The sequence below is a fragment of the Arthrobacter sp. J156 genome (assembly GCF_056172865.1).
In genome coordinates this window covers 3,472,093-3,494,500 of the sequence record NZ_CM149650.1, presented here as the reverse complement: position 1 = coordinate 3,494,500, position 22,408 = coordinate 3,472,093, and the positions used below count along the sequence as shown (strand labels likewise).

Annotated in this window: 22 protein-coding genes and 2 riboswitches; of the genes, 9 read left to right on the top strand and 13 right to left on the bottom strand. The window is 73.4% G+C overall.

Features of this window, described 5'->3' with window-relative positions:
• Nucleotides 1-54: 54 nt before the first annotated feature.
• From AC0QR5_RS16170 to AC0QR5_RS16140, 7 genes are all read right to left on the bottom strand, one after another.
• On the bottom strand, nt 55-1,314 hold the full coding sequence (locus AC0QR5_RS16170; protein WP_329863161.1) for a molybdopterin molybdotransferase MoeA: 1,260 nt from the start codon (nt 1,312-1,314) through the stop codon (nt 55-57).
• Nucleotides 1,311-1,637 carry a DUF6457 domain-containing protein gene (locus AC0QR5_RS16165; RefSeq protein ID WP_329863163.1) on the bottom strand — a complete coding sequence of 109 codons (327 nt, stop codon included), beginning with the start codon at nt 1,635-1,637 and terminating at the stop codon, nt 1,311-1,313. Before AC0QR5_RS16165 ends, AC0QR5_RS16170 begins: the two co-directional genes overlap by 4 nt.
• Nucleotides 1,638-1,668: 31 nt before the next feature.
• Nucleotides 1,669-2,376 (bottom strand): molybdenum cofactor guanylyltransferase, encoded by a 708-nt coding sequence (gene mobA, locus AC0QR5_RS16160; RefSeq protein ID WP_329863165.1) that lies wholly within the window; start codon nt 2,374-2,376, stop codon nt 1,669-1,671.
• Nucleotides 2,373-2,873, bottom strand: coding sequence for an HNH endonuclease (locus AC0QR5_RS16155; RefSeq protein WP_329863167.1), 501 nt, complete (start codon nt 2,871-2,873; stop codon nt 2,373-2,375). Before AC0QR5_RS16155 ends, mobA begins: the two co-directional genes overlap by 4 nt.
• Before the next feature lie 290 nt (nt 2,874-3,163).
• Complete coding sequence (locus tag AC0QR5_RS16150; protein ID WP_329863169.1) at nt 3,164-4,060, bottom strand: C40 family peptidase; 897 nt, start codon at nt 4,058-4,060, stop codon at nt 3,164-3,166.
• Nucleotides 4,061-4,064: 4 nt separating this feature from the next.
• Nucleotides 4,065-4,232, bottom strand: a riboswitch (cyclic di-AMP (ydaO/yuaA leader).
• Between the two features lie 138 nt (nt 4,233-4,370).
• Nucleotides 4,371-5,327: a M23 family metallopeptidase gene (locus tag AC0QR5_RS16145; protein ID WP_329863171.1), complete on the bottom strand. Its 957-nt coding sequence runs from the start codon at nt 5,325-5,327 to the stop codon at nt 4,371-4,373.
• A gap of 2 nt (nt 5,328-5,329) precedes the next feature.
• Nucleotides 5,330-5,526: riboswitch (cyclic di-AMP (ydaO/yuaA leader) on the bottom strand.
• Between the two features lie 172 nt (nt 5,527-5,698).
• The gene (locus AC0QR5_RS16140) at nt 5,699-6,394 is read right to left on the bottom strand and encodes an iron-dependent transcriptional repressor DtxR (RefSeq protein ID WP_329863173.1); all 696 of its coding nucleotides are present in this window, start codon (nt 6,392-6,394) and stop codon (nt 5,699-5,701) included.
• Between the two features lie 183 nt (nt 6,395-6,577).
• On the opposite strand from AC0QR5_RS16140, the gene serC reads away from it, so the two are divergent.
• Nucleotides 6,578-7,699 carry a phosphoserine transaminase gene (gene serC, locus AC0QR5_RS16135; protein ID WP_329863175.1) on the top strand — a complete coding sequence of 374 codons (1,122 nt, stop codon included), beginning with the start codon at nt 6,578-6,580 and terminating at the stop codon, nt 7,697-7,699.
• 109 nt (nt 7,700-7,808) lie between these two features.
• Here serC and AC0QR5_RS16130 read toward each other — a convergent pair whose 3' ends face one another.
• A complete protein-coding gene (locus AC0QR5_RS16130) occupies nt 7,809-8,261 on the bottom strand; it encodes a DUF3027 domain-containing protein (RefSeq protein WP_329863176.1) in 453 nt (150 codons plus the stop codon).
• Nucleotides 8,262-8,265: 4 nt separating this feature from the next.
• Nucleotides 8,266-8,649 carry a cold-shock protein gene (locus tag AC0QR5_RS16125; protein ID WP_329863178.1) on the bottom strand — a complete coding sequence of 128 codons (384 nt, stop codon included), beginning with the start codon at nt 8,647-8,649 and terminating at the stop codon, nt 8,266-8,268.
• 211 nt (nt 8,650-8,860) lie between these two features.
• On the opposite strand from AC0QR5_RS16125, the gene AC0QR5_RS16120 reads away from it, so the two are divergent.
• The 5 genes from AC0QR5_RS16120 (at nt 8,861) to AC0QR5_RS16100 (ending at nt 12,787) form a co-directional block, all read left to right on the top strand.
• Complete coding sequence (locus AC0QR5_RS16120; protein ID WP_329863179.1) at nt 8,861-9,085, top strand: hypothetical protein; 225 nt, start codon at nt 8,861-8,863, stop codon at nt 9,083-9,085.
• A 101-nt stretch (nt 9,086-9,186) separates the two neighbouring features.
• Entirely contained in the window at nt 9,187-9,897 is a 711-nt protein-coding gene (locus tag AC0QR5_RS16115; RefSeq protein ID WP_329863181.1) for a response regulator transcription factor, read from the top strand.
• Nucleotides 9,898-9,910: 13 nt separating this feature from the next.
• A complete protein-coding gene (locus AC0QR5_RS16110; RefSeq protein ID WP_329863182.1) occupies nt 9,911-11,425 on the top strand; it encodes a sensor histidine kinase in 1,515 nt (504 codons plus the stop codon).
• A gap of 111 nt (nt 11,426-11,536) precedes the next feature.
• Complete coding sequence (locus AC0QR5_RS16105) at nt 11,537-11,827, top strand: WXG100 family type VII secretion target (protein WP_329863184.1); 291 nt, start codon at nt 11,537-11,539, stop codon at nt 11,825-11,827.
• 57 nt (nt 11,828-11,884) lie between these two features.
• A complete protein-coding gene (locus AC0QR5_RS16100; RefSeq protein ID WP_430970745.1) occupies nt 11,885-12,787 on the top strand; it encodes a DUF4031 domain-containing protein in 903 nt (300 codons plus the stop codon).
• Between the two features lie 77 nt (nt 12,788-12,864).
• Here the strand turns inward: AC0QR5_RS16100 and groL are convergent, their stop codons facing one another.
• From groL to AC0QR5_RS16085, 3 genes are all read right to left on the bottom strand, one after another.
• Complete coding sequence (gene groL / locus AC0QR5_RS16095; protein ID WP_329863498.1) at nt 12,865-14,490, bottom strand: chaperonin GroEL; 1,626 nt, start codon at nt 14,488-14,490, stop codon at nt 12,865-12,867.
• Nucleotides 14,491-14,760: 270 nt separating this feature from the next.
• Nucleotides 14,761-15,480 carry a LytR C-terminal domain-containing protein gene (locus AC0QR5_RS16090; protein WP_329863497.1) on the bottom strand — a complete coding sequence of 240 codons (720 nt, stop codon included), beginning with the start codon at nt 15,478-15,480 and terminating at the stop codon, nt 14,761-14,763.
• Nucleotides 15,481-15,514: 34 nt separating this feature from the next.
• Nucleotides 15,515-15,811, bottom strand: a complete 297-nt coding sequence (locus AC0QR5_RS16085) for a DUF3263 domain-containing protein (protein WP_329863495.1) — start codon at nt 15,809-15,811, stop codon at nt 15,515-15,517.
• Between the two features lie 122 nt (nt 15,812-15,933).
• On the opposite strand from AC0QR5_RS16085, the gene AC0QR5_RS16080 reads away from it, so the two are divergent.
• A complete protein-coding gene (locus AC0QR5_RS16080; RefSeq protein ID WP_329863493.1) occupies nt 15,934-16,680 on the top strand; it encodes a uracil-DNA glycosylase in 747 nt (248 codons plus the stop codon).
• A 78-nt stretch (nt 16,681-16,758) separates the two neighbouring features.
• Here AC0QR5_RS16080 and AC0QR5_RS16075 read toward each other — a convergent pair whose 3' ends face one another.
• The gene (locus AC0QR5_RS16075; RefSeq protein WP_329863491.1) at nt 16,759-18,735 is read right to left on the bottom strand and encodes a threonine/serine exporter family protein; all 1,977 of its coding nucleotides are present in this window, start codon (nt 18,733-18,735) and stop codon (nt 16,759-16,761) included.
• A 181-nt stretch (nt 18,736-18,916) separates the two neighbouring features.
• Here AC0QR5_RS16075 and AC0QR5_RS16070 point away from each other — a divergent pair, with 181 nt between their 5' ends.
• Together AC0QR5_RS16070 and AC0QR5_RS16065 are read left to right on the top strand one after the other, a co-directional pair.
• Nucleotides 18,917-21,190 (top strand): MMPL family transporter, encoded by a 2,274-nt coding sequence (locus AC0QR5_RS16070; RefSeq protein WP_329863490.1) that lies wholly within the window; start codon nt 18,917-18,919, stop codon nt 21,188-21,190.
• A 115-nt stretch (nt 21,191-21,305) separates the two neighbouring features.
• On the top strand, nt 21,306-22,355 hold the full coding sequence (locus AC0QR5_RS16065) for an LLM class flavin-dependent oxidoreductase (protein ID WP_329863488.1): 1,050 nt from the start codon (nt 21,306-21,308) through the stop codon (nt 22,353-22,355).
• The last annotated feature ends 53 nt before the right edge of the window (nt 22,356-22,408 follow it).

Genomic DNA, 22,408 nt, shown 5'->3' with positions numbered 1-22,408 from the left:
GCCGTCCCCTGGGACCGACGCTACCACCGCGGGAGGCGGCCGGCGTCCCCCGCGTCAGGGCATCCAGGGCAGCGGGACGCAGCGGGCCGTTCCGCCGTCCGGGACGCCCTCGGGGGGAAGGACGAGGAACGCGTCGGCGGCGGCGAGGCCGCGCATCATGGCGGGACCCGTGTGGTCGGCGGCCTCGAGCGCGCTGCCGGGGCCGTCGGTCCAGCGGGCGGGGACGAGCCGGTGTCGGCGCGGGAGCGGGGCCCAGGCCGCGGCGCTGCGCACCGGCAGGGGGTACGACGCCGGACGCCCGCCCGCCGCGCGCAGGAGCGGTTCCAGCAGGGTCGCCACGGCCGCGAGGGCCGCGAGCGGGTTACCGGGCAGGGCCGCGAGGAGCCGGCCGTCGGGGAAGCGGGCGAGCAGGGCGGGGTGCCCCGGGCGCATCGCGACCTGGTCGACGAGCAGCACGGCCCCCTCGTCGAGCGCGGCGCGGCGCACGTGGTCGGCCTCCGAGCGTCCCGTGCCGCCCGTCGTGACGACCACGTCCCCGCCCCCCGAGATCGCCCGGCGCGTGGCGGTGGCGTCGTCCCCGATGCGCAGGGACTCGAGCCCGCCGGCTCCGAGGGCCGCCAGGCAGGACGGCAGGACGGGGCCGAACGCGTCGCGGACGCGGCCCGGCGCGGGCAGGCCGTGCGTCTCGACCTCCCCGCCCGTCATCACGAGGCGCACGGACGGCCGCGCGGCGACGGGCACCCCGTCGTGGCCGGCCAGGGCGGCGACGGCGACGGCGGCGGGCGTCAGCACGCTCCCGGCGCGCAGGAGCAGCGAGCCCTCGACGGCCTCGGTCGCGGCGGGGCGGATGTCGGCGCCCACGGGGACGTCTTCCGTGGCCGCCAGGAGCCCGCCCGCGGATCCGCCGGTCCCCGCCGTCCCGCCCGGCCCCGCGCCCTCGATCCGCCCGCGCTCGGAGCGCAGCACCGCCGTCGTGCCCTCCGGGAGCGCGCCCCCCGTGACGATCGGCGCGGCCCAGCCCGGAGCGAGCGGTTCGCCCGCATCGTGGCGCGGCCCCGCGGTCGGGCGCACGCGCCACGGCCCCGCACCCGCGACGGCCCAGCCGTCCATCGCGGAGGACGCGTAGTGCGGCAGCGCGTGGAGGGCGCGGACGTCGCGGGCGAGCACGCGGCCCGCGGCCGATCCGAGCCCGAGTTCCTCCGCAGGGGGCAGCCGCTCCCGGAGCCGGGCCCCGGCGTCGTACGCGATCCGGCGCGCGTCGTCCCAGTCCGAGCCGTCGTGGTGCCCGTCCGGGCCGCCGTGGTGCCCGCTCACGCGGTGGCGCCCGGGCCGGTGCCGCCCGGGGCGTCCCCACCCTCGGGAGCGGCCTCCCGGGAGGCGCGCTCCGCGAGCACGGCACGGGCCAGCCGGTCGGCGGCGGCCATCGCCCCGGATTCCGAGGCCATGCCGTGGCCCGCGGCCAGCCCGGCGGCGAAGCCGGCGATGTAGGTGGTCACGGGGGCCGCCGGCCGCACGATCCCGTGGGCGGCGAGCCCGGCGAGGGACAGCACGGCATCGATGTCGATCTCGGTGCCGGCGAGCTCGAAGCGCTCGAGCAGCTCCGCCGCCCACTCCTGAAGTTCGGGATGTCCAGCCACGATCGTCCTCCTGCCGCGGCCGGCGCCGCTCCTAGCTTCCTGGCCGGCCGATGCCCGCCCGGCCGGCGTCCGCCCACGTGTCGACGTCGTCGAAGACGAGGTCCTCGAGGGGAAGACGCACCAACTGCAGACTAGCAAGCAGACGCATCATCGAGGAGTCGGCGAGGCCGCCGGCCGAGGCCTCGGCCGCCTCCACGGCGGCGGCGAGCGCCCCCGTCGCGACCGAGCAGCTCAGGGTCTGCAGCCGCCCGCCCGCGTCAACGGGCACCCACGCGGCGCCCGCGCCTGGCCCGTCGCGCAGCGCCTCCCCGGCGGCGCGCACGACCGCGGCGACGGCGGGGCCCGGCTCCACGAGGTCCGCGGCCAGCACGACGACGAACGGCGGCATCCCCGCGTGGGCGGCGGCCGCGGAAGCGGCCTCGGCGCGGGGCTCCTCGCCGTAGACGCCGGGCGCCTCCTGCAGCGCGCGCAGTCCCGCCGCGACGGCCGCCGCGGGTCCCGCGTACGGAGGGTGCTCGCGGGTCAGGACCACGAGCTGGTCCACGCCGGACTCCTCGACGTAGGCGGAGACCACGCCCTTCAGTCCGGCCGGCCCGACGACCGCCACGCGCTCCGCTCCGGAGACCGCCGCGAGGGCGTGCTCCAGGAGGGTACGGCCGGCATGGACCAGGAGAGGCTTCTCGGCGCCGCCGAGCCGGCTCCCCCGGCCGCCGGCCAGGACGATCGCCCCGTAGCTCATGCCGCGGAGCTGGAGAGGAACTCGCTCCAGGCCGGCGCCGGGCGTTCCAGCTCGGTGATGTACCACTGGGCGCCGCGCGGCGCCCGCGGCGTGATCCGCAGCTTCCAGCCCAGCTGGCGGAGCGTGCGGTTGCCCTTGGCCGAGTTGCACGCGAGGCAGCAGGCCACGAGGTTCTCCCACGTGTCCGCTCCCCCGCGCGAGCGCGGTTGCACGTGGTCCACCGTCGTGGCGTGGCGGCCGCAATAGGCGCAGGCGTGTCCGTCGCGGCGCAGGACCCCGCGGCGGCTCACGGAGGCGGCGCCGCGGTAGGGGACGTTGATGTACCTGTTCAGGAGGATCACGGACGGGCGGCCGATCACCTGGCGGGGCCCCACCACGGGGTCGTCGTCGTCCTGGGCGAGGACGCTCGCCTTGCCCGTGAGCACCAAGAGCAGCGCCCTGCGGAAGGTGACTACCGCGAGCGGTTCGTATCCAGCGTTCAGTACCAGGGTTCGCATGAGCGTTCCTCGTTGTCCTGACAGGGCCGCGGGCCCGGTGAAGCGTTCCTCGCGGCGTTCAGCGTGGGGCTTTCGATTCCTAGCGTAAACCGAGCTCGGGGCCGGCGGTGTGCCCTGGGCCACGCGCCGGGGCGTGTCGGGGCGTGAATTCGCCGGTTCTTCACGCCGGCCGCACTGGGATTTCACCGGGGTCGGGCGGGCGCAGTGGCCCCGAACGCCGCAAGGCCCCTCCGGAGCGGAGGGGCCTTGCGGGAAGAGGCCGGACGCGACGCGTCCGGAAGCGGCGGGTGTTAGCCGCGCAGCGTGTAGTAGCCGTAGAGCGGGCCGTACGGGCTGTTCGCCGGACGCAGGACCGTGCCGACGGACGGGTTCTGGGCGCCGATGATCTGGCCGTTGCCCAAGTAGATGCCGGCGTGGCCGCCGCCGTTCTGGAACACCAGGTCGCCCGGCTTCGGGTTGCTGGTGCGCACGAACTGGCCGGAGCCGAGGATCGCGGAGGTGCCGCGGGCGATGTTGATGCCGTGCTGGGCGTAGACGTACTTGATGAAGCCGGAGCAGTCCCAGCCCGACGGGGTGGAGCCGCCCCAGACGTAGGGGGCGCCGAGGTACTGGCGGGCGGTCGCGGCGATGCCGGTGAGGCCCGCGCTCGGAGCGGAGGCAGCGGCCTCGGCCTTCGCGGGGGCTGCGGCCGCCGTGGTGGCGGTCGAGGACGTGGTCGTCGAGGCGGCGGTGCTGCGGGTGGTGGCCGCGGCGGATGCGCCGGAGTTCACGTTGGCACGCGTGGTGGCGGCGTAACGGGCCTCGCCGGACTGCGACTGGACCGTGTTGGACACGGCCACGACGACGGGCTCGGGCTCGGGGGCCGGCTTGGAGGTGATCTCCGCGCGCTTGACCTCGAACTTGGCCTCGGTCTTCGCGGGAACGGTGACGGCCTTGACGGCGACGCGCTCGGCGGAGAGGGTCTCCGCGGACAGTGCGCCGGCGGGAACCGCTGCGGCCTCGCGGACGGTGGGGGTGGCCTGGGCGGGGACGCCCAGGGTCAGGACCAGGCCGGAAGCGGCAGCGATGACGGCTGCCTGGCGGCCCACGGAGCCGGCGTTGGACGCAACGGCCTTCGAGATGGATTCCAGCGGATTGGTGCGAACAGGAGTCGCGCGGTGGCGACCCAGGGCTTGGCGCTTGGACACGTTGTTTACCTCTCCCAATGCCTGCGAGGTGAGCTGTCGGATTCGAGTGGGAGTCACTCGGCGTCCAACCGGTGGAACCGGTCTGGGCGCTTAACCCCAAGGATCCTTGCGGACCCGTAAGTTGGTTCCCCCGCCACTGCCATGCGATCTTTGCGAACGGACCTCGGTCAGTGGCAGTGTTCGGCACTCTGCCCGAGGGTGTCGGACCTAGGACCGGTCCGGCACTTGATCAACGATATATGAAATGTTTGTCAATGTCACGTTCAGGTCACGGAATGATATTTTTCCGGTGACGTCGGACGTCCGGCCCCTACAGCCAGCCCGCGGGATCAACCGCCGTGCCGTCCACGAGGACCTCGAAATGCAGGTGGCAGCCGGTCGAGTTCCCGGTGGTTCCGCTGAGCGAGACGACCTCGCCGCGCTCGACCTTCTGGCCCACCGCCACCCGCAGGCTCGTGTTGTGGTTGTAGGTCGTCTCCAGGCCGTTGCCGTGGTCGATGCGGACGCGGTTGCCCGAGTGGCCGGCCCAGCCGGCCTGGACCACGGTTCCCGCGGCGGAGGCCTTCACCGGGGTTCCGCACTGGATCCCGTAGTCCTGCCCGATGTGGTTCACGAGGCCGTAGCCGGTCACGGGATTCACGCGCGTCCCGAAGCGGGAGGTGATACGCACCTGGTCGAGCGGCTGCGCGAGGATGCCGCCCGTCTCCACGGCCGTGACGTCGCCGCCGGAGGCCGACATGAGGTAGTCGAGCTGGTCGTCCTTGCTGAAGGAGCTGGTCAGCTTGGTGCGGACGATCTCGTAGTCGTCGTTGCCGGGAACGCTGACGTCGGAGACGGCGCTGCCGGCGTGGGCGACGCGCTCGTCCGGCGCCGGGACGGCCGCGGAATCCGGGTAGACCGCGGCGAGGGCGAGCCCGGACACGGCGGCGACGGCTGCGAGGGAGTGTCCGACGACGGCGCGGCGCCGGGGGCGTTCTCCGGCGGCCGCCGGGGCGCGGTCCTCGAGGAAGACGGGGCGGCGGTCGCCTCGGAGATCCCCGACGGCAGCGGACACGGGGGCGGGAGCGGGGGCAAGCGCTGCCGCGACGGGCGCCGGGACGGGAGCGGCGGACGGCTGGGGGCCGGTGGGCTCGACGAGCTCGGGGGTCGCGCCATAGCGCATGCCCACCGCGTAGCGGCGGCCGGCGTACGGCCCGGCCGGCTCCTCGGCGGGCGGGGGGACGGGGCGCAGCGCGCTGCGTCGTCCGCTGATCTTCTGCTCGGTCAATCGACACCTCTCATCGCGCCTGCGAAGTTAGCTGTCGGATTCGGGCATGAGACGCGCCCGGCCGGGTCTTGCTGACAAGGAACCGGCTTCACCCCGAGGCGGCCGGGGAACGGCCGCCGGAAAAGGTTGGGTCCTCCACCCCCGCCGGTTCTTCGATGAACGGGCCCGGTCCGCCAGCGGGGTTCGGCGATTCGGATCGGGCGGATCGGACGAGTCCGATCCGTTACCCACGATACCCGAGCGTATACAAAGTAACAATTTCGTGATCTTTGCCTGTGGACGGCCCGCATCGGCCCGGGAACGCCGAAGGGGCGGTCCGGCCGTCGGGCCCGGGACCGCCCCCTCGCTGCGCGGCGTCGGCCGCGGGAGTCCTAGTTCGCGCGGTCCACGAAGACGTGGGCGCTGACCTCCGAGGGGAGCTCGAGCGCGCCCTCGATGCCCTCGACCCGGACGACGACGTACTCGCCGGCGCGCTCGAGCGTCACGACCGCGCCGGGTCGGATGCCGCCCTCGTCCAGCTGGCCCAACAGCACCGGGTCGACCTGGATGGTCTCGGCGAGGCGCTGGATGCGGACCGGGCCCGTATTGCCGTCGACGACCGCGTGGTCCAGGTTCTGCACTCCTGCCGCGAAGCCGACGGCCTCCGTGCCTCCGAGCCCGGACAGGCCGGGGATCGGGTTGCCGTACGGCGAGTCCGTCGGGTGCCCCAGCAGTTCGTAGATGCGCCGCTCGACGCGCTCGCTCATGACGTGTTCCCAGCGGCACGCCTCGTCGTGGACGTACTCCCATTCGAGGCCGATGACGTCGGAGAGCAGCCGTTCGGCGAGGCGGTGCTTGCGCATGACCTCCGTCGCCAGCTGCCGTCCCGCGTCAGTCAGCTCCAGGTGGCGGTCCTCGGAGACCACGACGAGTCCGTCGCGCTCCATCCTGGCGATCGTCTGCGAGACGGTGGGACCCGAGTGGCCGAGGCGCTCGGCGATGCGGGCGCGCAAGGGGGTGATCTCTTCTTCCTCGAGTTCCAGGATGGTCCTCAAGTACATCTCGGTGGTATCGATCAAGTCCGTCACGAAAGGGGCTCCTGTGGGCTCGCTGGGTGGAAGAGGGAACCAGTGGTCACAACTCTACCCGGGTTAACAATCTCCTCCCGGTTCTGGATTCCCTCCAGCGTGCGCGACCATGGAACCCGGACGGCGGCCGCGCGGCCGCCACCTCCTCGAACCGTTCCCCGACCCCAGAACGCAGGAGCCCAGATGAGCAAGCCCCCCGTCATTCCCGAACACCTGCTGCCGCAGGACGGCCGCTTCGGCGCCGGCCCGTCCAAGGTGCGCGCCGCGCAGCTCGACGCCCTGGCCGCGGCGGGTCCGGCCCTCCTGGGCACCTCCCACCGCCAGGCTCCCGTGAAGAACCTCGTGAAGTCGGTGCAGGAGGGCCTCGCCGAGTTCTTCGGCGCGCCTCAGGGCTACGAGGTGGTCCTCGGCGTCGGCGGCTCGACCGCGTTCTGGGACATCGCGTCGTTCGGGCTCGTCGAGCGCAAGGCGCAGCACCTCTCCTTCGGCGAGTTCGGATCGAAGTTCGCCGCCGCGACGGACAAGGCCCCCTTCCTCGAGGCCTCCTCCATCCTCAAGGCCGAGCCCGGCACGCGCCCCGAGCCCGCCGCCGAGTCCGGGGTGGACGTCTACGCGTGGCCGCAGAACGAGACCTCGACCGGCGTCGCGGCCCCCGTGCGCCGGGTCGACGGAGCCGACGAGGGCTCCCTCGTCCTCGTCGACGCGACCTCCGCCGCCGGCGGACTCGACGTCGACGTGGCCCAGTCCGACGTCTACTACTTCGCCCCGCAGAAGAACTTCGCCTCCGACGGCGGACTGTGGCTCGCCCTCTTCTCCCCCGCCGCGATCGAGCGGGCCGACCGGATCGCGGCCTCGGGCCGCTGGGTGCCGGACTTCCTGAATCTCAAGACGGCGATCGACAACTCGCGCCTGAACCAGACCTACAACACGCCGAGCCTGTCCACCCTGGTCACGCTCAATGCGCAGGTCGAGTGGCTCAACTCCCACGGCGGCCTGTCCTGGGCCGCTGCGCGGACCGCCGATTCCGCGGGCCGCGTCTACGCGTGGGCCGAGGCGTCCAGCGTGGCGACCCCCTACGTCGTGCGGCCCGAAGACCGCTCCAACGTCATCGCGACGATCGACTTCGACGACTCGGTCGACGCCGCCGCGGTCGCCAAGGCGCTGCGCGCCAACGGGATCGTGGACACCGAGCCCTACCGCAAGCTCGGCCGCAACCAGCTGCGCATCGCCACGTTCGTGGCGATCGAGCCCGACGACGTCTCCGCGCTCACCGCGAGCATCGACTACGTGCTCGAGAACCTCTGACCCCTCCGCAAGCGCCAAGGGACCGCCCCCTCGAGGGGGCGGTCCCTTGGCTTTCCCAGGCCGTTCAGCGGGATCTGGGCCCCGGGCGGCCGCGCCTACCCGGCCGCGACTACCGGGCCGCGGCGGCCGGCGAGGACTCCGCGGAGGAGGCCCCGGCGTCGTCCTGCGCCTCCGCAGGGGAGGCACCGGCGTCGTCCCCGGAAGCGGCGGACTCCTGCTCGGCCTTCTCCTGGGCCGCCTGCTCGGCCAGCTCCTCCGGAGCCACGCGCTCGGACCAGGGGACCCAGTCCGGGGCGAGCAGGGCGCCGTCGCCGGGCAGCAGCCCCAGCTCGCACACCGTCGCCGTCTTCCCGCGCGGGACGCGGGCCAGGCTCACGTACCACTCCCAGCCGGCGTAGCCGTCGAGGACGGCGGCGAAGCGGTGCGTCACGAGGCGCTCGCCGTCCGCCGCGGCCCCGACGTGCTCCCCGAGCTGCGCGGCCGGAACGGACTCGAGCAGCGCCTCTCGGGCGGCATCGACCATGCCGGCCAGGGCCGCGTCCAACTTCGGGGTGCGTGCCATGGGCCTAGGCCTCCAGGTCGTCGGCGACGGCCCGGAGCACGGCCGCGATCTTCGCGCCGCGCTGCTTCTCCGGGTAGCGGCCCTTGTGCAGGTCGTTGGAGACGCCGTCGAGCCACTTGATCAGGTCCTCGATGAGCACCGCGGTCTCCTCGGCCGGGCGGCGCTTGGCCCGGACGACGGAAGGAGCCGACTCGACGACGCGGGCCGAGAGCGCCTGCGCCCCCTTGCGGCCCTGGGCGATGCCGAACTCCATGCGGGTCCCCGGGCGCACCTCGGTGACGCCGCGCGGCAGCGCGGTGCTGGGCAGGTGGACGGACTCGCCGTCGTCCGTCACCAGGAAGCCGAAGCCCTTGTTGGCGTCGAAGAACTTAACCTTGCCGAATGGCACGTCTCTCTACCTCGTTCTCACATCGGGTGGGCCGGGGCCGTGGGCCGGGCCGCCACCTCAAGCTGGGTTTCCCGGAAGGCGCCGGCGCCGCCATGCGGGCGTGCGCGCTCCCGGGGAAGTCTCTCCATCTAGGGTACGCCACGGCCCGTCCGGCCACGGACCCCGCGGCCCCGCGCTTGGTGGGCTTCCCGCCCGCTGTTAATGTGGGGGCGTGAACTCCAAGCAACCCTCCGCCCTGCGCCGCGCCCTTCCCGTCGCCGCGGCGGTCGTCGCCGTCGTCTCCCTGGGCAGCATGGCCGCGATCCTGGGGCTGTATGCCGCGGGGCAGCCCGGGGTCCCGGCACTGTTCGCAATCGGGCTCTTCGGGCTGCCGCTCGCCTTCGTCCTGCTCGTGGCCCACGTCCTGCTCGGCTGGCGGCAGCGCCGCCGGGCCTGAGCCCCGCACCCGGCGGTCCGTGCCCTTCGCCCCCGCCCGGCGCCCCGCCGGGCACAGCGGACGTCCAGAAAACTCCCAGACTCCGGGGCCAGACTGGACCCATGCGCTCCAAGAACCCCGAGGCCAAGCTGCTCGTCGTCGATGACGAACCCAACATCCGCGAGCTCCTGTCGACGTCCCTGCGCTTCGCGGGCTTCGAGGTGGTCGCGGCCGCGAACGGGCGCGAGGCGCTCGACGCCGTCGAACGCGAGCAGCCCGACCTCGCGGTCCTGGACGTCATGCTCCCGGACATGGACGGCTTCACTGTCACGCGCCGCCTGCGCGCCGCCGGGCGCCACTTCCCCGTGCTCTTCCTGACGGCCCGCGACGACACCGAGGACAAGATCACCGGCCTGACCGTGGGCGGCGACGACTACGTCACCAAGCCCTTCAGCCTCGACGAGGTCGTCGCCCGGATCCGGGCCGTGCTCCGGCGCACGCAGCCCCTCGACGGCAGCGAGGCCGTCATCCGGGTCGACGACCTCGAGCTCGACGACGACGCCCACGAGGTCCGCCGCGCCGGCGAGGTCGTGGACCTCTCGCCCACCGAGTTCAAGCTCCTGCGCTACCTGATGATGAACCCGAACCGGGTCCTGTCCAAGTCGCAGATCCTCGACCACGTCTGGGAGTACGACTTCAACGGCGACGCGTCGATCGTCGAGTCCTACATCTCCTATCTCCGGCGCAAGATCGACGCCCGTGACGAATGGCCGGCGATGATCCAGACCAAGCGCGGCGTGGGCTACCTCCTGCGCACCGCGGACCGGCGATAGGCGGCGCACCACCGTGCAAGGACTGACCCGGTTCCTGAGGAAGATCTCCCTGCGCACCAAGCTGGTCGCGCTGATGGCGGTCCTCATGGGCCTGGGCGTCGTCGCCACGGCCTACACCGCGGCCGTCTCGCTCAAGGTCACGCTCGTGGACCAGGTGGACACCGACCTGAAGTCGAATGCCTCGGCGATGTCCAACCTCATCTGGATCGTCTGGCGGGACAGCATCGACAACAGCGCCCAGGCCAACCGCAACTGGGCGAGCCTGGACCTGAACCGCTTCTACGGGACCCTCAGCGACGCCGACGGCGACGTCGTGCACACCCTTCCGCTCGTCGAAGGCGACGAACCGGTCCTGGACCCGGTGCCCATCGAGGACGTCGTCCTCCTCGAGGGCCGGCCGCAGACCGCGCCCGGCACTGCGCCGGGCTCCGACGGCTGGCGCGTCGTGCGGGCCCCCTTGGCTAGCGGCCAGGGCTACGTGACCGTGGGCCTGCCGCTCGAGGACGTCGAGGAGACCATCAAGAACGCCACGGTCCTGATGATCAGCAGCGGCATGGCCGCGACACTCGTCATGTCGCTCATCGCGTACGGGGTCACGAACCGCACCTTCCGCCCCCTCGTGCGTGTCGAGCGCACGGCCGCGGCGATCGCGGCCGGTGACCTGTCCCGGCGCGTCGAGGAGTTCCCGCCCGACACCGAGGTGGGGCGCCTGTCGCGCTCGCTCAACGCGATGCTGACCCACATCGAGCACGCCTTCCGCGGCCGGGCGGCCTCGGAGCGCAAGATGCGGCGCTTCATCCAGGACGCCTCGCACGAGCTGCGCACCCCGCTCGTGACCATCCAGGGGTACTCGGAGCTGTACCGGCACGGCGGGCTGCAGGACGACGAGCAGCTCAAGAGCGCCATGTCGCGGATCGAGGGCGAGGCCAAGCGGATGGGCCAGCTCGTCGACGACCTGCTGACGCTGGCCCGGCTCGACGAGCACCGGCCGCTCGAACGGCGTCCCGTGGACCTGCTCCTGCTCGCGGGCGACGCCGTCGAGGACGCCCGCGTCGGCGCGCCGGACCGCTCCGTGAGGCTCGTCGGGATCGACGGCGGCCCACCGCGCCCGTCGCCGACGAGCGGAGACGAGGCCAAGCTGCGCCAGGTCGTGGCCAATCTGATGACCAACGCCCTGCGCTACACCCCCGCCGGGAGCCCGCTCGAGGTCGCCGTGGGCGTCCTGCCCGTGATCGACGGGAGATCCGACGCCGTGCTCGAGGTCCGCGACCACGGCCCCGGCATCTCGGAGGAGGACGCGGCCCGGGTCTTCGAACGCTTCTACCGGGCGGACAGCTCGCGACAGCGCGAGACGGGCGGGACGGGCCTGGGCCTGGCCATCGTGGCCGCCATCGCGGCGCAGCACGACGGCTCCGTCCGCCTCACGGAAACGCCCGGGGGCGGGGCGACGATGTCGATCCACTTGCCGTTCGTCGCCGCCGATTCCCCCTCACACGCCCATGCCGCGGACGGGTTTTCCACAGACTAGCGCCGTCCCGCCCACGCGGACCCCGGGGCTCCTAGGCTCGGAAGCAGGCACCGCCCGGTGCCGCCGGCCGCGGGACGCACCGCCGGCCGGCGTCGAGAGCAAGGGGAAACCATGGGCAACTTCGCCGCCAACACCACCGAGATGCGCAACAAGGCCCTGGCCGTTCAGGGGACCATCGAACGCCTCCGCGCTGAGGTCAACACCATGCAGGGCAGCCTGCGCGAGCTGGAGTCGACGTGGCAGGGCGCCGCGGCCGCGAACTTCCAGTCCGTGATCGCCGATTGGCGGGCCACCCAGCTCAAGGTGGAGGAGTCGCTCACGGGCATCAACACCGCCCTGGCGCGCGCCTCGCAGCAGTACGACGACGCAGAGGCCGCCAACGCGAGCATGTTCACCTACTAGCCACGCTTCCGCCGCGGCCGCCCGTTCCCGGCCGCGGCGGGGACTACTCTGGCCTCCATGGCCATCCTGATCGATCCGCCCCTCTGGCCCGCCCACGGGACGATGTTCTCCCACCTCGTCTCCGACGCGTCCCTCGAGGAGCTGCATGCCTTCGCGCTGGCGGCCGGCCTGCCCGAGCGCGCGTTCGACCGCGACCACTACGACGTCCCCGAGCGGCGCCACGCGGGGCTCGTGGAGCTCGGCGCCGTGCCGGTGACGGCCACGGAACTCGTGCGCCGCCTCGTGCGCAGCGGCCTGCGGGTCCCGGCCCGCCAGCGTCCCGAGAAGCTGGATCCGGTGCTGCTGGACCACTGGGAGCGGCTCCTGCCCGGCGGGAGCGGCGTCGGGGAACAACTGCTGGGACGCTGGGCCGAGCCCCACCGCCACTACCACGACCGCACCCACCTGATGTCCGTGCTGCGCGGCATCGAGCGGCTTGCCGGCGCCGGCGAGCCCGAGGGCCCCTTCCCGCGCGCCGTCCGGCTCGCGGCCTGGTTCCACGATGCCGTCTACGAGGGCGTCCCGGGCCGGGACGAGGAGGACTCGGCCGACCTGGCCGCGCAGCTGCTCGGCGGGGCCGGCCTTCCGGCGCGCGAGGTCGAGGAGACGGCGCGCCTCGTGCGTGCCACGGCCTCCCACCGGCCGGAGGCGGACGACGCCGCCGCCCGCCTGCTGTGCGACGCCGACCTCGAGGTCCTGGGGCGGGATCCGGCGGCCTACCTGCGCTATGCCGACGCCGTGCGCCGGGACTACGCCCACGTCGAGGACGCCGCGTTCCGCACCGGCCGGGCCGCCGTCCTGCGCACGCTCCTGGCGGCGCCCACCCTGTACTCCACGCCGAGCGCACGCCGGTGGTGGGAGTCCGCGGCGCGCCGGAACCTCGCCGACGAGCTCCGCCGCCTCGAGGCGCCGGCCGGCTGAAGGATTAAACGGCCGCGCCGCGGCCCCCGTGGAAGGGGACCGCGGCGCGGCACTGGTCTGCGCGGGGCGCGGACGGGCTAGAAGCCGCCCATGCCGCCCATCTCGTCGCCACCCGGGGCCGGAGCGGCCTTCTCCGGCTTGTCGGCGACGACGGCCTCGGTGGTGAGGAACAGGCCGGCGATCGACGCGGCGTTCTGCAGCGCGGAGCGCGTGACCTTCACCGGGTCGTTCACGCCGGCGGCGAGCAGGTCCTCGTAGACGCCGGTGGCGGCGTTGAGGCCGTGGCCGGCCTCGAGGCCCTTCACCTTGTCGGCGACGACGCCCGGCTCCAGGCCGGCGTTGAAGGCGATCTGCTTCAGCGGGGCCTCGATGGCGACCTTGACGATGTTCGCGCCCGTGGCCTCGTCGCCCTCGACGGCGAGCTTGGCGAAGGCACGCTCGCCGGCCTGGATGAGGGCCACACCGCCACCGGCGACGATGCCCTCCTCCACGGCGGCCTTGGCGTTGCGCACGGCGTCCTCGATGCGGTGCTTGCGCTCCTTGAGCTCGACCTCCGTCGCGGCACCGGCCTTGATGACGGCGACGCCGCCGGCCAGCTTGGCGAGGCGCTCCTGCAGCTTCTCGCGGTCGTAGTCGGAATCGGAGTTCTCGATCTCGGCGCGGATCTGGCTGACGCGGCCCGCGATCTCCTCGGCGTTGCCGGCACCCTCGACGATGGTGGTCTCGTCCTTGGTCACGACGACCTTGCGGGCCTGGCCCAGGAGGTCCAGGGTGGCGGTCTCGAGCTTGAGGCCGACCTCCTCGGAGATGACCTGGCCGCCCGTGAGGATGGCGATGTCGGCCAGCATGGCCTTGCGGCGGTCGCCGAAGCCCGGGGCCTTGACGGCGACGGACTTGAACAGGCCGCGGATCTTGTTCACGACGAGCGTGGCCAGGGCCTCGCCCTCGATGTCCTCGGCGATGATCAGCAGCGGCTTGCCGGACTGCATGACCTTCTCCAGGACCGCGACGAGGTCCTTCACGTTGGAGATCTTGGAGTTGACGATCAGGATGTACGGATCCTCGAGGACCGTCTCCTGGCGCTCGGCGTCGGTGACGAAGTAGGCCGAGATGTAGCCCTTGTCGAAGCGCATGCCCTCGGTGAGCTCGAGGTCCAGGCCGAAGGTGTTGGACTCCTCGACCGTGATGACGCCTTCCTTGCCGACCTTGTCCAGCGCCTCGGCGATGAGCTCGCCGATCTGGGTGTCTCCGGCGGAGATCGACGCGGTCGCGGCGATCTGCTCCTTGGTCTCGATCTCCTTGGCGGAGGAGAGCAGCTCGGCGGTGACGGCCTCGACGGCCTTCTCGATGCCGCGCTTGAGCGAGAGCGGATCGGCGCCGGCGGCGACGTTGCGGAGGCCTTCCTTGACGAGGGCCTGCGCGAGGACGGTGGCGGTGGTCGTGCCGTCGCCCGCGACGTCGTCGGTCTTCTTGGCGACCTCCTTCACGAGCTCCGCGCCGATCTTCTCGTACGGGTCCTCGAGCTCGATCTCCTTGGCGATGGAGACGCCGTCGTTGGTGATCGTGGGGGCGCCCCACTTCTTCTCCAGGACGACGTTGCGGCCGCGCGGGCCCAGGGTCACCTTCACGGCGTCGGCCAGGGTGTTCAGGCCGCGCTCGAGGCCGCGGCGTGCTTCCTCGTCAAATGCAATCAACTTGGCCATGGTGGCTTGTGGTCCTTTCGGGACGGTCATGCGTGTGGGTGGACCTGAGGCAGCGCCCGCGACGGACGGAGACCGGCTGGCGTCATCCGGACGCCGCCCCGTCTCCTCGCTGCGAAAGATCCGATGCTCACCCGAGGCGTCCGCGGTGCGGCGTGCGGCGGCTGGGCCGGCACAACACTTAGCAGTCGCGACGTCCGAGTGCTAAACCAATTATTGGCACTCTCCGCCGGAGAGTGCAAGCCCGTTGCGGCTTATCGTGGGAACCGGCGGCTACCGGCCGTAGTTGGAGCCGAGGACGGCGCTGATCTCCACGGGGATGTTCTCCGTCTGGAAGACCGTGGTGATCCCGAGGGCCGCCGCGACCTGCTCCGCGGTGGCCCGGGAGGAGTCCGTCCGGTAGTAGACGGCCGAGAAGCCCTCCTGCCGGACCCAGTTCGACGCGCTGACGCTCGTGAACCCCGCACCGCGCACCGTGGCGGCGCCGGAGGCGGCCAGGCCTCCGCGGCCGGAGCCGTTGTAGACGCCGACGGCCAGTGAGCGGTCCACGACGGACGGCGTCTCGGACGCCTCGTCCGTGGACTCGCCGGAGGGGTCGGCCGACTCGGAGCCCTCGTCGGAGGGATCGGCCGGGTCGGTGGATTCGTCCGCGGGCTCGCCGGTGGCGTCCGAGGGCCCGGGTTCCGCATCGGACGGATCGGCGGAGTCGGTGGGCCCGTCCCCGGCGCCGTTGCCCTCGTCCGTCGATTCGGCGGCGCCGGTGCTGCCGGGCGCGCTCGTGCCGGAGGCCGGGGGCGCGGCCTGCTGCCCCACGAACTGCGGCAGGATGGTGAAGGAGAAGACGCCGACGAGGAGCGCGAGGAGGCCGACGCCGAGGAGCAGCGCCAGGCCGGAACGCCCCGGGCGCGCACCGGCCACGTCGGCGCGGTGGACTCCCTGGCGTTCGGCGAATTCGGGAACCCTGTCGAACTCGTCGCTGGGGTACTTGCTCATGCCCGTCCTTGGTGGTCGTCGGTCCTCGGGGCTCCTAGGCCTCGGAGGCCAGCCTGCGCGCGCTCCGGGCCCGGTGCCGGGTTGAACGTAGTCTACGCAATCTCTTGACCAGCATCGGGTCGTGCGCGAGCGCGGCCTCGGTGTCGATCAGGGCGTTGAGCAACTGGTAGTAGTGGGTCGCCGAGAGGCCGAACAGCTCGGAGACGGCCTGCTCCTTGGCGCCGGCGTACTTCCACCACTGCCGCTCGAGGGCGAGCATGCGCTGTTCGCGCTCGTCGAGGGTGCTCGACTCGTCCAGCGTGAACTCGAGCTCGATCGCCTGCGCGGCCATGCTGCACCTCTCTCCCTGCGTCCGGTCCGGGCGCCCCGACGGGGCACTGCCCTCCATGGTAATGGCGAATCACATCGATGTCATTTGCCGCGCGGGCGGCCCGGGCCCACAGAATGGGAGCCATGACCCACACCCCCCAGGACCCTCCCCTGCCCCTCCCGGAGTGGCTGCCGCCCGGCCCGCCCGGCTCCTCCGCGGCGGACGAGGCGTTCGGCCTGGCCGCGGACTGGGAGGCCGCGCTCGCGCCCGTCGCGGACGAACTGCGGACGGTCCGCGGGCTCCTCGACGGGCGCCGGGCTGCCGGCGAGCAGGTCCTCCCGCCCGGGGGGCTCGTCCTGCGGGCCTTCTCCCGCCCCCTCGCCGGCGTCCGCGTCCTCATCGTGGGCCAGGACCCGTACCCGACGCCGGGCCACGCGATCGGCCTGTCCTTCGCGTGCGACCGCCACGTCCGCCCGCTGCCGCGCAGCCTCGCGAACATCTACCGGGAGCTGGAAGACGACGCCGGGGTCCCGGCCCCGGCGCACGGGGACCTGTCCGCGTGGGCGGACCAGGGCGTGCTGCTCCTGAACCGCGTGCTCACGGTCGCCGCGGGCGAGGCGGGGTCCCACCGGGGGCTGGGCTGGGAGCGGATCACCGACGCGGCCGTCGCCGCCCTCGCGGCGCGGGGTGGTCCGCTCGTGGCCGTCTTGTGGGGCCGGCAGGCCCAGGAGCTCGCTCCCCTGCTCGGTACGACGCCGGTGCTCGCCTCCGCGCATCCCTCGCCGCTGTCCGCGCGGCGGGGATTCTTCGGCTCGAAGCCGTTCACGCGGGCCAACGCCCTGCTCGCAGAGCAGGGCGCGGATCCCGTGGACTGGCGCCTGCCCGCGTAGTCCGTCCGCGGACCGCGCCGGCGGCGCCTCCCGAGGCGGCGCTCCGTGCCGGGCCCGGCCCGCGGTCGATCCAGCAGCTCAGCGGCGGCGGATGCGCCGGCGCTCGTGCGAGTTCCAGCCCTTGGTCAGCGGGCGGGCCACCGTGTCGCCGAGGACGACGCCGCCGGCGATCGCGAGGATGATCGTGAAGGCGTTGAACATGCCGATCAGGCCCGCGGACATGTCGGCCGCGTCGATCGTGATCCCGTACATGGCCCGGAAGATCATCAGGCCGGGGAGCAGGAACACGACCGCCGGGACGGCGACCACGAGTTGCGGGGCGCCCATGCGCAGGGCCACCCAGCGCCCGGCCGCGCCGACCACGGCGGCGGCGATGGCGGGCGTGAGCCGGTCGCCGACGCCGAGCGCCTGCACGCCGATCATCGCGAGGTAGCCGAGCAGCGCCACGCCCGCGGTCGGCAGCAGCAGGTTCCGCGCGGTCTGCTCGAACACCGCCCCGCAGAGCACCGCCGCCCCGACGAAGAGCACCAGGAGCCACCACGGATAGGCGACCCGGTCGATCTGCGTCACGTCGAGGTCCTCGACGCCGGCCATCGAGCCCAGGACCAGGGCGGTCATGATGCCGGAGATGATGGCGGCGTAGATCAGCAGGGCGGAGAAGAAACGGCCTGCCGCCGTGACGGGGAAGCCGTTGATGGCGTCCTGCACGGAGGAGACGAACCGCGACGACGGCAGCAGCAGCATGATCCCGCCGGCCACGACGATCGCCGGGGAGATGGGGACCTTGAACGCCCACAGCACCATGGCGATCGCGGTGATCACGAGCGAGCCGAACGCGATGGAGAAGAACTCCGGCACGCGCCACTTCGCCGTCGTCTTCATCGCCTGCGCCACGAGGCCGAACGACGCGAACGCCACGAGCGCGCCGACCCAGGAGCCGCCGATGAACATCACGAACATCGCCGAGAAGCCCCCGCCGGCGGCCGTGACCATCCAGCGCGGGAAGGGCTTGGGGCGCCGCGTGATGTCCTGCAGCCGGTCCACGGCCTGCTGCCGCGTCACGCCGCCCGCGACGATGTCGGAGACGAGCTGGTGCAGGAGCGCGAGCCCCGCGTAGTTGCTCGTCCAGGAACGGACGACGCGCAGGATGCTGATGGGCACCTGGTCCGCGGGGGCGTAGTTGAGGTGGATCGACTGGTTGGTGATGTCCACGTCGACGTTGCGCAGCCCGAGCGAGGCGGTGACGGCGATGATGCTCGTCTCCGCCTCGAGGGCGCCGGCGCCGTAGCGGAACATGGCCTCGGCGAGGTCGAGCGCGAACTCGAGCGTCTTGCGGGCGCTCGCGTCCTGAGCGCCGACCTGGATCGTGGGGTTGGCGTAGGGGCTGCCGACGAGCCGGTCCACGATCGAGAACGCCTGCGTCGGCGGGGCCTCGGTCTCCATGAGCCGGGCCAGCATGCGCCGCGCCCCGGGGGTGGGCCGCGGCCCCGTCCTCGGGGCCGCGTCGACCGGAACGGTGGGGGCGGTGCCGGTGCCGGGCCGGCGCGGGACCTGCCGGAGACGGCCGGTCTTGGGGCGCGCCTTGGGGGGACGGCCGGCGCGGCCCGCGCGCCCGGCGGCCGGCGCGTCGACGATCGGCAGGGCGGTCGAGACCGGTTCGGCCGTCTGCGCGGCGGCGCGGCGCGCGGCGTCGGGAAGGTTCGGGTCGCTCGGCGGGGCCGCCGAGAGGTCCACGGCGCCCGTCCCCCACTGGGCCGCGGCGAGGGCGGCGGCCTCCGCGGAGGCGGCTGCGGCGTCGTACTCCGCGTTCCCGGAATCCGGCCCCGGGGAAGCCGCTGCCTCGGCGCCGTCCCAATCGGGCTCCGTCTTGGACCGGTCGTCGGGCGAGCCGGGCAGCTCGGCGCTGCCGCCCGCCAGGACGGCGCCGCCCGCGGGGCGCGGCAGGGGCCGCTTCATCTCCGCCGTGGTGATCCGCGGCATCGAGACGGCGTGCGGATCCGGATCCGCCGCGGCGCCGTCGCCGTGCGTCTGACGGGGTGCGTCCGGGTGGGACACGAGCGCTCCTCCTCCGGTCCGTTGCGGGCGCTGGCTCACTCCACTGTACCGCCGGAAACCCGGCCGCCCCGGCCCGGTGATAGCCACCTCACACGAGCCCTCAACCGTTCGGTTGATCCGCGCCCGGCGGCCCCCTCATAGCGTCGAAAACGACGCTTCGACAACCACCGGAAAGGGCCCCATGACCACCCTCGAATCCACCGCCCCGCCCCGCGGGACCGGCTCGCCCCGGCCGCACGCGGCCCACGGCCCGGCGCGCTGGCTGCGCGTCCTCGTCCCCGCCGTGCTGATCGTGGCCTGGCTCGTCGTCCTGGCGCTCGGCGGCCGCGCCTTCGGCCAGGCCTCCGCGGTCTCGGTCAACGACCCTGCCGAGCACCTCCCGGCGAGCGCCGAGGCGACCCTCGTCCACGGGCTGCAGGACTCCTTCCGGGACGTCGACGCGCTGCCCGCCACGCTCGTCTTCCACGCCCCGGACGGGCTCGGGACGGACCAGCGCGCCGGCATCGCGGACGTCCTGGCGGGCGTGCAGGGGCTCGATGTCGTCCTGGAGGGCGCCGTGTCCCCCGCCCGGCCCAGCGAGGACGGGCTCGCCGCCGTGTCGTCGGTGCCGCTCGAGACGGCCGCCGCGGACGGCACGGAGCTCAAGCCGCGGGAGACGGTGGAGGCGCTGCGCGCGTTCCTCGCCGACCACCCCGTGGACGGCGTCCAGGTGTACGTGGCCGGGCCCGCGGGCCTGAGCGCCGACATCGGCGGCGCGTTCGCGGGGCTCGACGGGCTCCTGCTGCTCACGGCCCTCGGCGTGGTGCTGCTGATCCTCGTGGCCGTCTACCGCTCGCCGCTCCTGCCCCTCATGGTGCTGGGGACATCGGTCGCGGCGCTCACGGCGGCGATGGCGGTCGCTGTCGCTCTCGCCCGGGCCGACGTCCTGACCCTGAGCGGGCAGACGCAGGGCATCCTGATGATCCTCGTGGTCGGCGCGGCCACTGACTACGCCCTGCTCTACGTGGCGCGCTACCGTTCCGAGCTCGCCCGCCACGCGCGTGGCTGGGAGGCCACGAAGGCCGCCTGGCGGGCCGTGGTCGGCCCCGTCGCCGCCTCCGGCGGGACCGTCATCGCGGGGTTGCTGTGCCTCATGCTCTCCCAGCTGAACTCGCACCGCGCCATGGGCCCCGTCGCGGCGCTCGGGATCGGGTTCGCGATGCTCGCCGCGCTGACCCTGCTGCCGGCCCTGCTGCTGTGGGCAGGGCGCACCGCCTACTGGCCGCTCGTCCCGCGCCCGGACGCCGCGGCCGCGACCCGGGACGACGCCGGGGCCGCGCCTTCCGCCCTCGACGGCACCGCGCGCCGGGGGACCCCCGGGACCGGCACCCCGGCCGGAACCGGCACCGCGGCCGGAACCGGCACTGCGCCCGCGGCAGGCGGCGCCCGCCGGACGGCGGCCGGGCGCGGGCTGTGGGCCGGCGTCGCGCGGCTCGTGGCGCGCCGGCCGCGCACCGTGTGGATCGCGACCGCCCTCGTGCTGTTCGCGGGCTGCCTCGCCGTCCCGCAGTTCAAGGCCGACGGGATCGCCCAGACGGACTTCGTCATCGGCGCGACGGATTCTGCGGCGGGCCAACAGGTCCTCGCCGGACACTTCCCGGCCGGCACCGGCAGCCCGACGCTCGTCGTCGCGCCCGAGGACCTCGGCACGGGGGTGGGCTCCGCACTCGAGTCCGACCCCGGCGTCGCACTGGTCTCCGGCCCGCTCGAGGCCGACGGCCGGCTCCTGTTCACGGCCACCCTGCTCGACGCGCCCCAGTCCCCCGCCGCCGAGGCGACCGTCGAGCGGCTGCGCGACGCGTTCGACGCCCCGGCCTACGGCGGCGAGGTGCTCGTCGGCGGCGAGACCGCCGTCGCCCTGGACACGCGCGACGCCGCCGTGCAGGACCGGTGGACCATCATGCCGCTCGTGCTCGGCGTGATCGCGCTGATCCTCGTGGTGCTCCTGCGCTCGATCGTCGCCCCGCTGCTGCTCGTGGCCAGCACGGTGTTGTCCTTCGGCACGGCGATCGGCGTCTCCGCCCTCGTCTTCAACGGAATCCTCGGCTTCCCGGGGGCCGACGCCTCCGTGCCGCTCTACGCGTTCGTGTTCCTCGTGGCCCTCGGCGTGGACTACAACATCTTCCTGATGCACCGCGTCCGCGAGGAGGCGCGGACCCACGGGACGCGGCCCGGGATCCTGCGCGGGCTGCGCGCCACCGGCGGGGTCATCACGTCCGCGGGGCTCGTCCTCGCCGCGACGTTCGCGGCGCTCGGCGTGCTGCCGGTGCTGTTCCTGGTCCAGCTCGGGTTCATCGTGGCGTTCGGCGTGCTGCTGGACACGATCGTCGTCCGCAGCCTCCTGGTCCCCGCTCTCGGCTACGAGCTCGGCGACCGGCTGTGGTGGCCCGCGAAGCCGCTGGGCCGCGCCGGCTGAGCGGGGCGGGGCCCCGGCGTCGTCCTGTTCGGGAATAGTTCCGCGTAACCCGCAGTTATCCATGCAAACGCATACAAACCGGCGCTGGCCGGAGCATGGAAGGCAGGGAAGCGGCATGGGCGGAACACTGGAGCTCGGGGTCGAGACGTTCGGGGACATCACGGCCGGAGCCGACGGCACGCCGGAGAGCGACGCGCAGGTGCTGCGAGACGTCGTCGAACAAGGCGTCCTCGCCGACCAGGCGGGGCTCGACTTCTTCGGCGTCGGCGAACACCACCGTCCGGACTACGCCGTGTCCGCCCCCGAGGTGGTCCTGGGCGCGATCGCCTCGCGGACCTCGGCGATCAAGCTCGGCTCGGCCGTCACCGTGCTCAGCTCCGACGACCCCGTGCGCGTCTTCCAGCGCTTCGCGACCGTCAACGGGATCTCCGGCGGCCGGGCGGAGCTCATCCTCGGCCGCGGTTCCTTCATCGAGTCGTTCCCGCTCTTCGGTTACGAGCTCTCCGACTACGAAGTGCTCTTCGAGGAGAAGCTCGCCCTCATGGCCAAGCTGCTCCGGCCCGGCCCGACGACGTGGAGCGGCTCGACGCGTTCGGCCCTGCACGCGCAGGAGGTCTACCCGCGGACCGAGCACGGCATGCGCGCGTGGGTCGGCGTCGGCGGCAGCCCCGAATCCGTGGTCCGCGCCGCCCGGCACTCGCTGCCGCTGATGCTCGCGATCATCGGCGGCGACCCGCTCGCGTTCAAGCCCTTCGTCAAGCTCTATGGGCGCACCCTCGAGGAGTTCGGCCACGCGGAGCAGCCCGTGGGCGCGCACCTGCACGGCTTCGTGGCGGCGAGCGACGAGGAGGCCAAGGAGGCGCTGTGGCCCCACTACCGCGCGCAGATGGACAAGCTCGGCCGCGAGCGCGGCTGGCCCGCGTACTCGCGCCGCCGCTTCGAGGCCGCGGCCTCGCCCGAGGGCAACCTCGTGGTCGGGGGCCCGGAGACCGTGGCGCGGAAGATCGCCGACATCGCCTCGGGCCTGGGAGTGCAGCGGCTGGACCTGAAGCTCAGCGCCGGGACGCTTCCCCACTCGGCCATCATGGGCAGCATCGAGCTGCTCGGGACCCGGGTCAAGCCCCTCGTGGACGAGCTCCTGGCCGAGCGCGCCACGGCCGAGTAGGTCCCCGGCCGCCCACTCCCAGCGCACCTTTGGGGCGTCCTGCGCGTGTTTGC

Excerpts from the sequence above, each read along its gene's own strand:
- mobA (WP_329863165.1), bottom strand. The coding sequence starts at position 2,376 with ATGAGCTACGGGGCGATCGTCCTGGCCGGCGGCCGGGGGAGCCGGCTC.
- AC0QR5_RS16155 (WP_329863167.1), bottom strand. The coding sequence starts at position 2,873 with ATGCGAACCCTGGTACTGAACGCTGGATACGAACCGCTCGCGGTAGTC.
- serC (WP_329863175.1), top strand. The coding sequence starts at position 6,578 with ATGAGCAAGCCCCCCGTCATTCCCGAACACCTGCTGCCGCAGGACGGC.
- AC0QR5_RS16130 (WP_329863176.1), bottom strand. The coding sequence starts at position 8,261 with ATGGCACGCACCCCGAAGTTGGACGCGGCCCTGGCCGGCATGGTCGAT.
- AC0QR5_RS16115 (WP_329863181.1), top strand. The coding sequence starts at position 9,187 with ATGCGCTCCAAGAACCCCGAGGCCAAGCTGCTCGTCGTCGATGACGAA.
- AC0QR5_RS16105 (WP_329863184.1), top strand. The coding sequence starts at position 11,537 with ATGGGCAACTTCGCCGCCAACACCACCGAGATGCGCAACAAGGCCCTG.
- AC0QR5_RS16100 (WP_430970745.1), top strand. The coding sequence starts at position 11,885 with ATGGCCATCCTGATCGATCCGCCCCTCTGGCCCGCCCACGGGACGATG.
- groL (WP_329863498.1), bottom strand. The coding sequence starts at position 14,490 with ATGGCCAAGTTGATTGCATTTGACGAGGAAGCACGCCGCGGCCTCGAG.
- AC0QR5_RS16090 (WP_329863497.1), bottom strand. The coding sequence starts at position 15,480 with ATGAGCAAGTACCCCAGCGACGAGTTCGACAGGGTTCCCGAATTCGCC.
- AC0QR5_RS16085 (WP_329863495.1), bottom strand. The coding sequence starts at position 15,811 with ATGGCCGCGCAGGCGATCGAGCTCGAGTTCACGCTGGACGAGTCGAGC.
- AC0QR5_RS16080 (WP_329863493.1), top strand. The coding sequence starts at position 15,934 with ATGACCCACACCCCCCAGGACCCTCCCCTGCCCCTCCCGGAGTGGCTG.
- AC0QR5_RS16070 (WP_329863490.1), top strand. The coding sequence starts at position 18,917 with ATGACCACCCTCGAATCCACCGCCCCGCCCCGCGGGACCGGCTCGCCC.
- AC0QR5_RS16065 (WP_329863488.1), top strand. The coding sequence starts at position 21,306 with ATGGGCGGAACACTGGAGCTCGGGGTCGAGACGTTCGGGGACATCACG.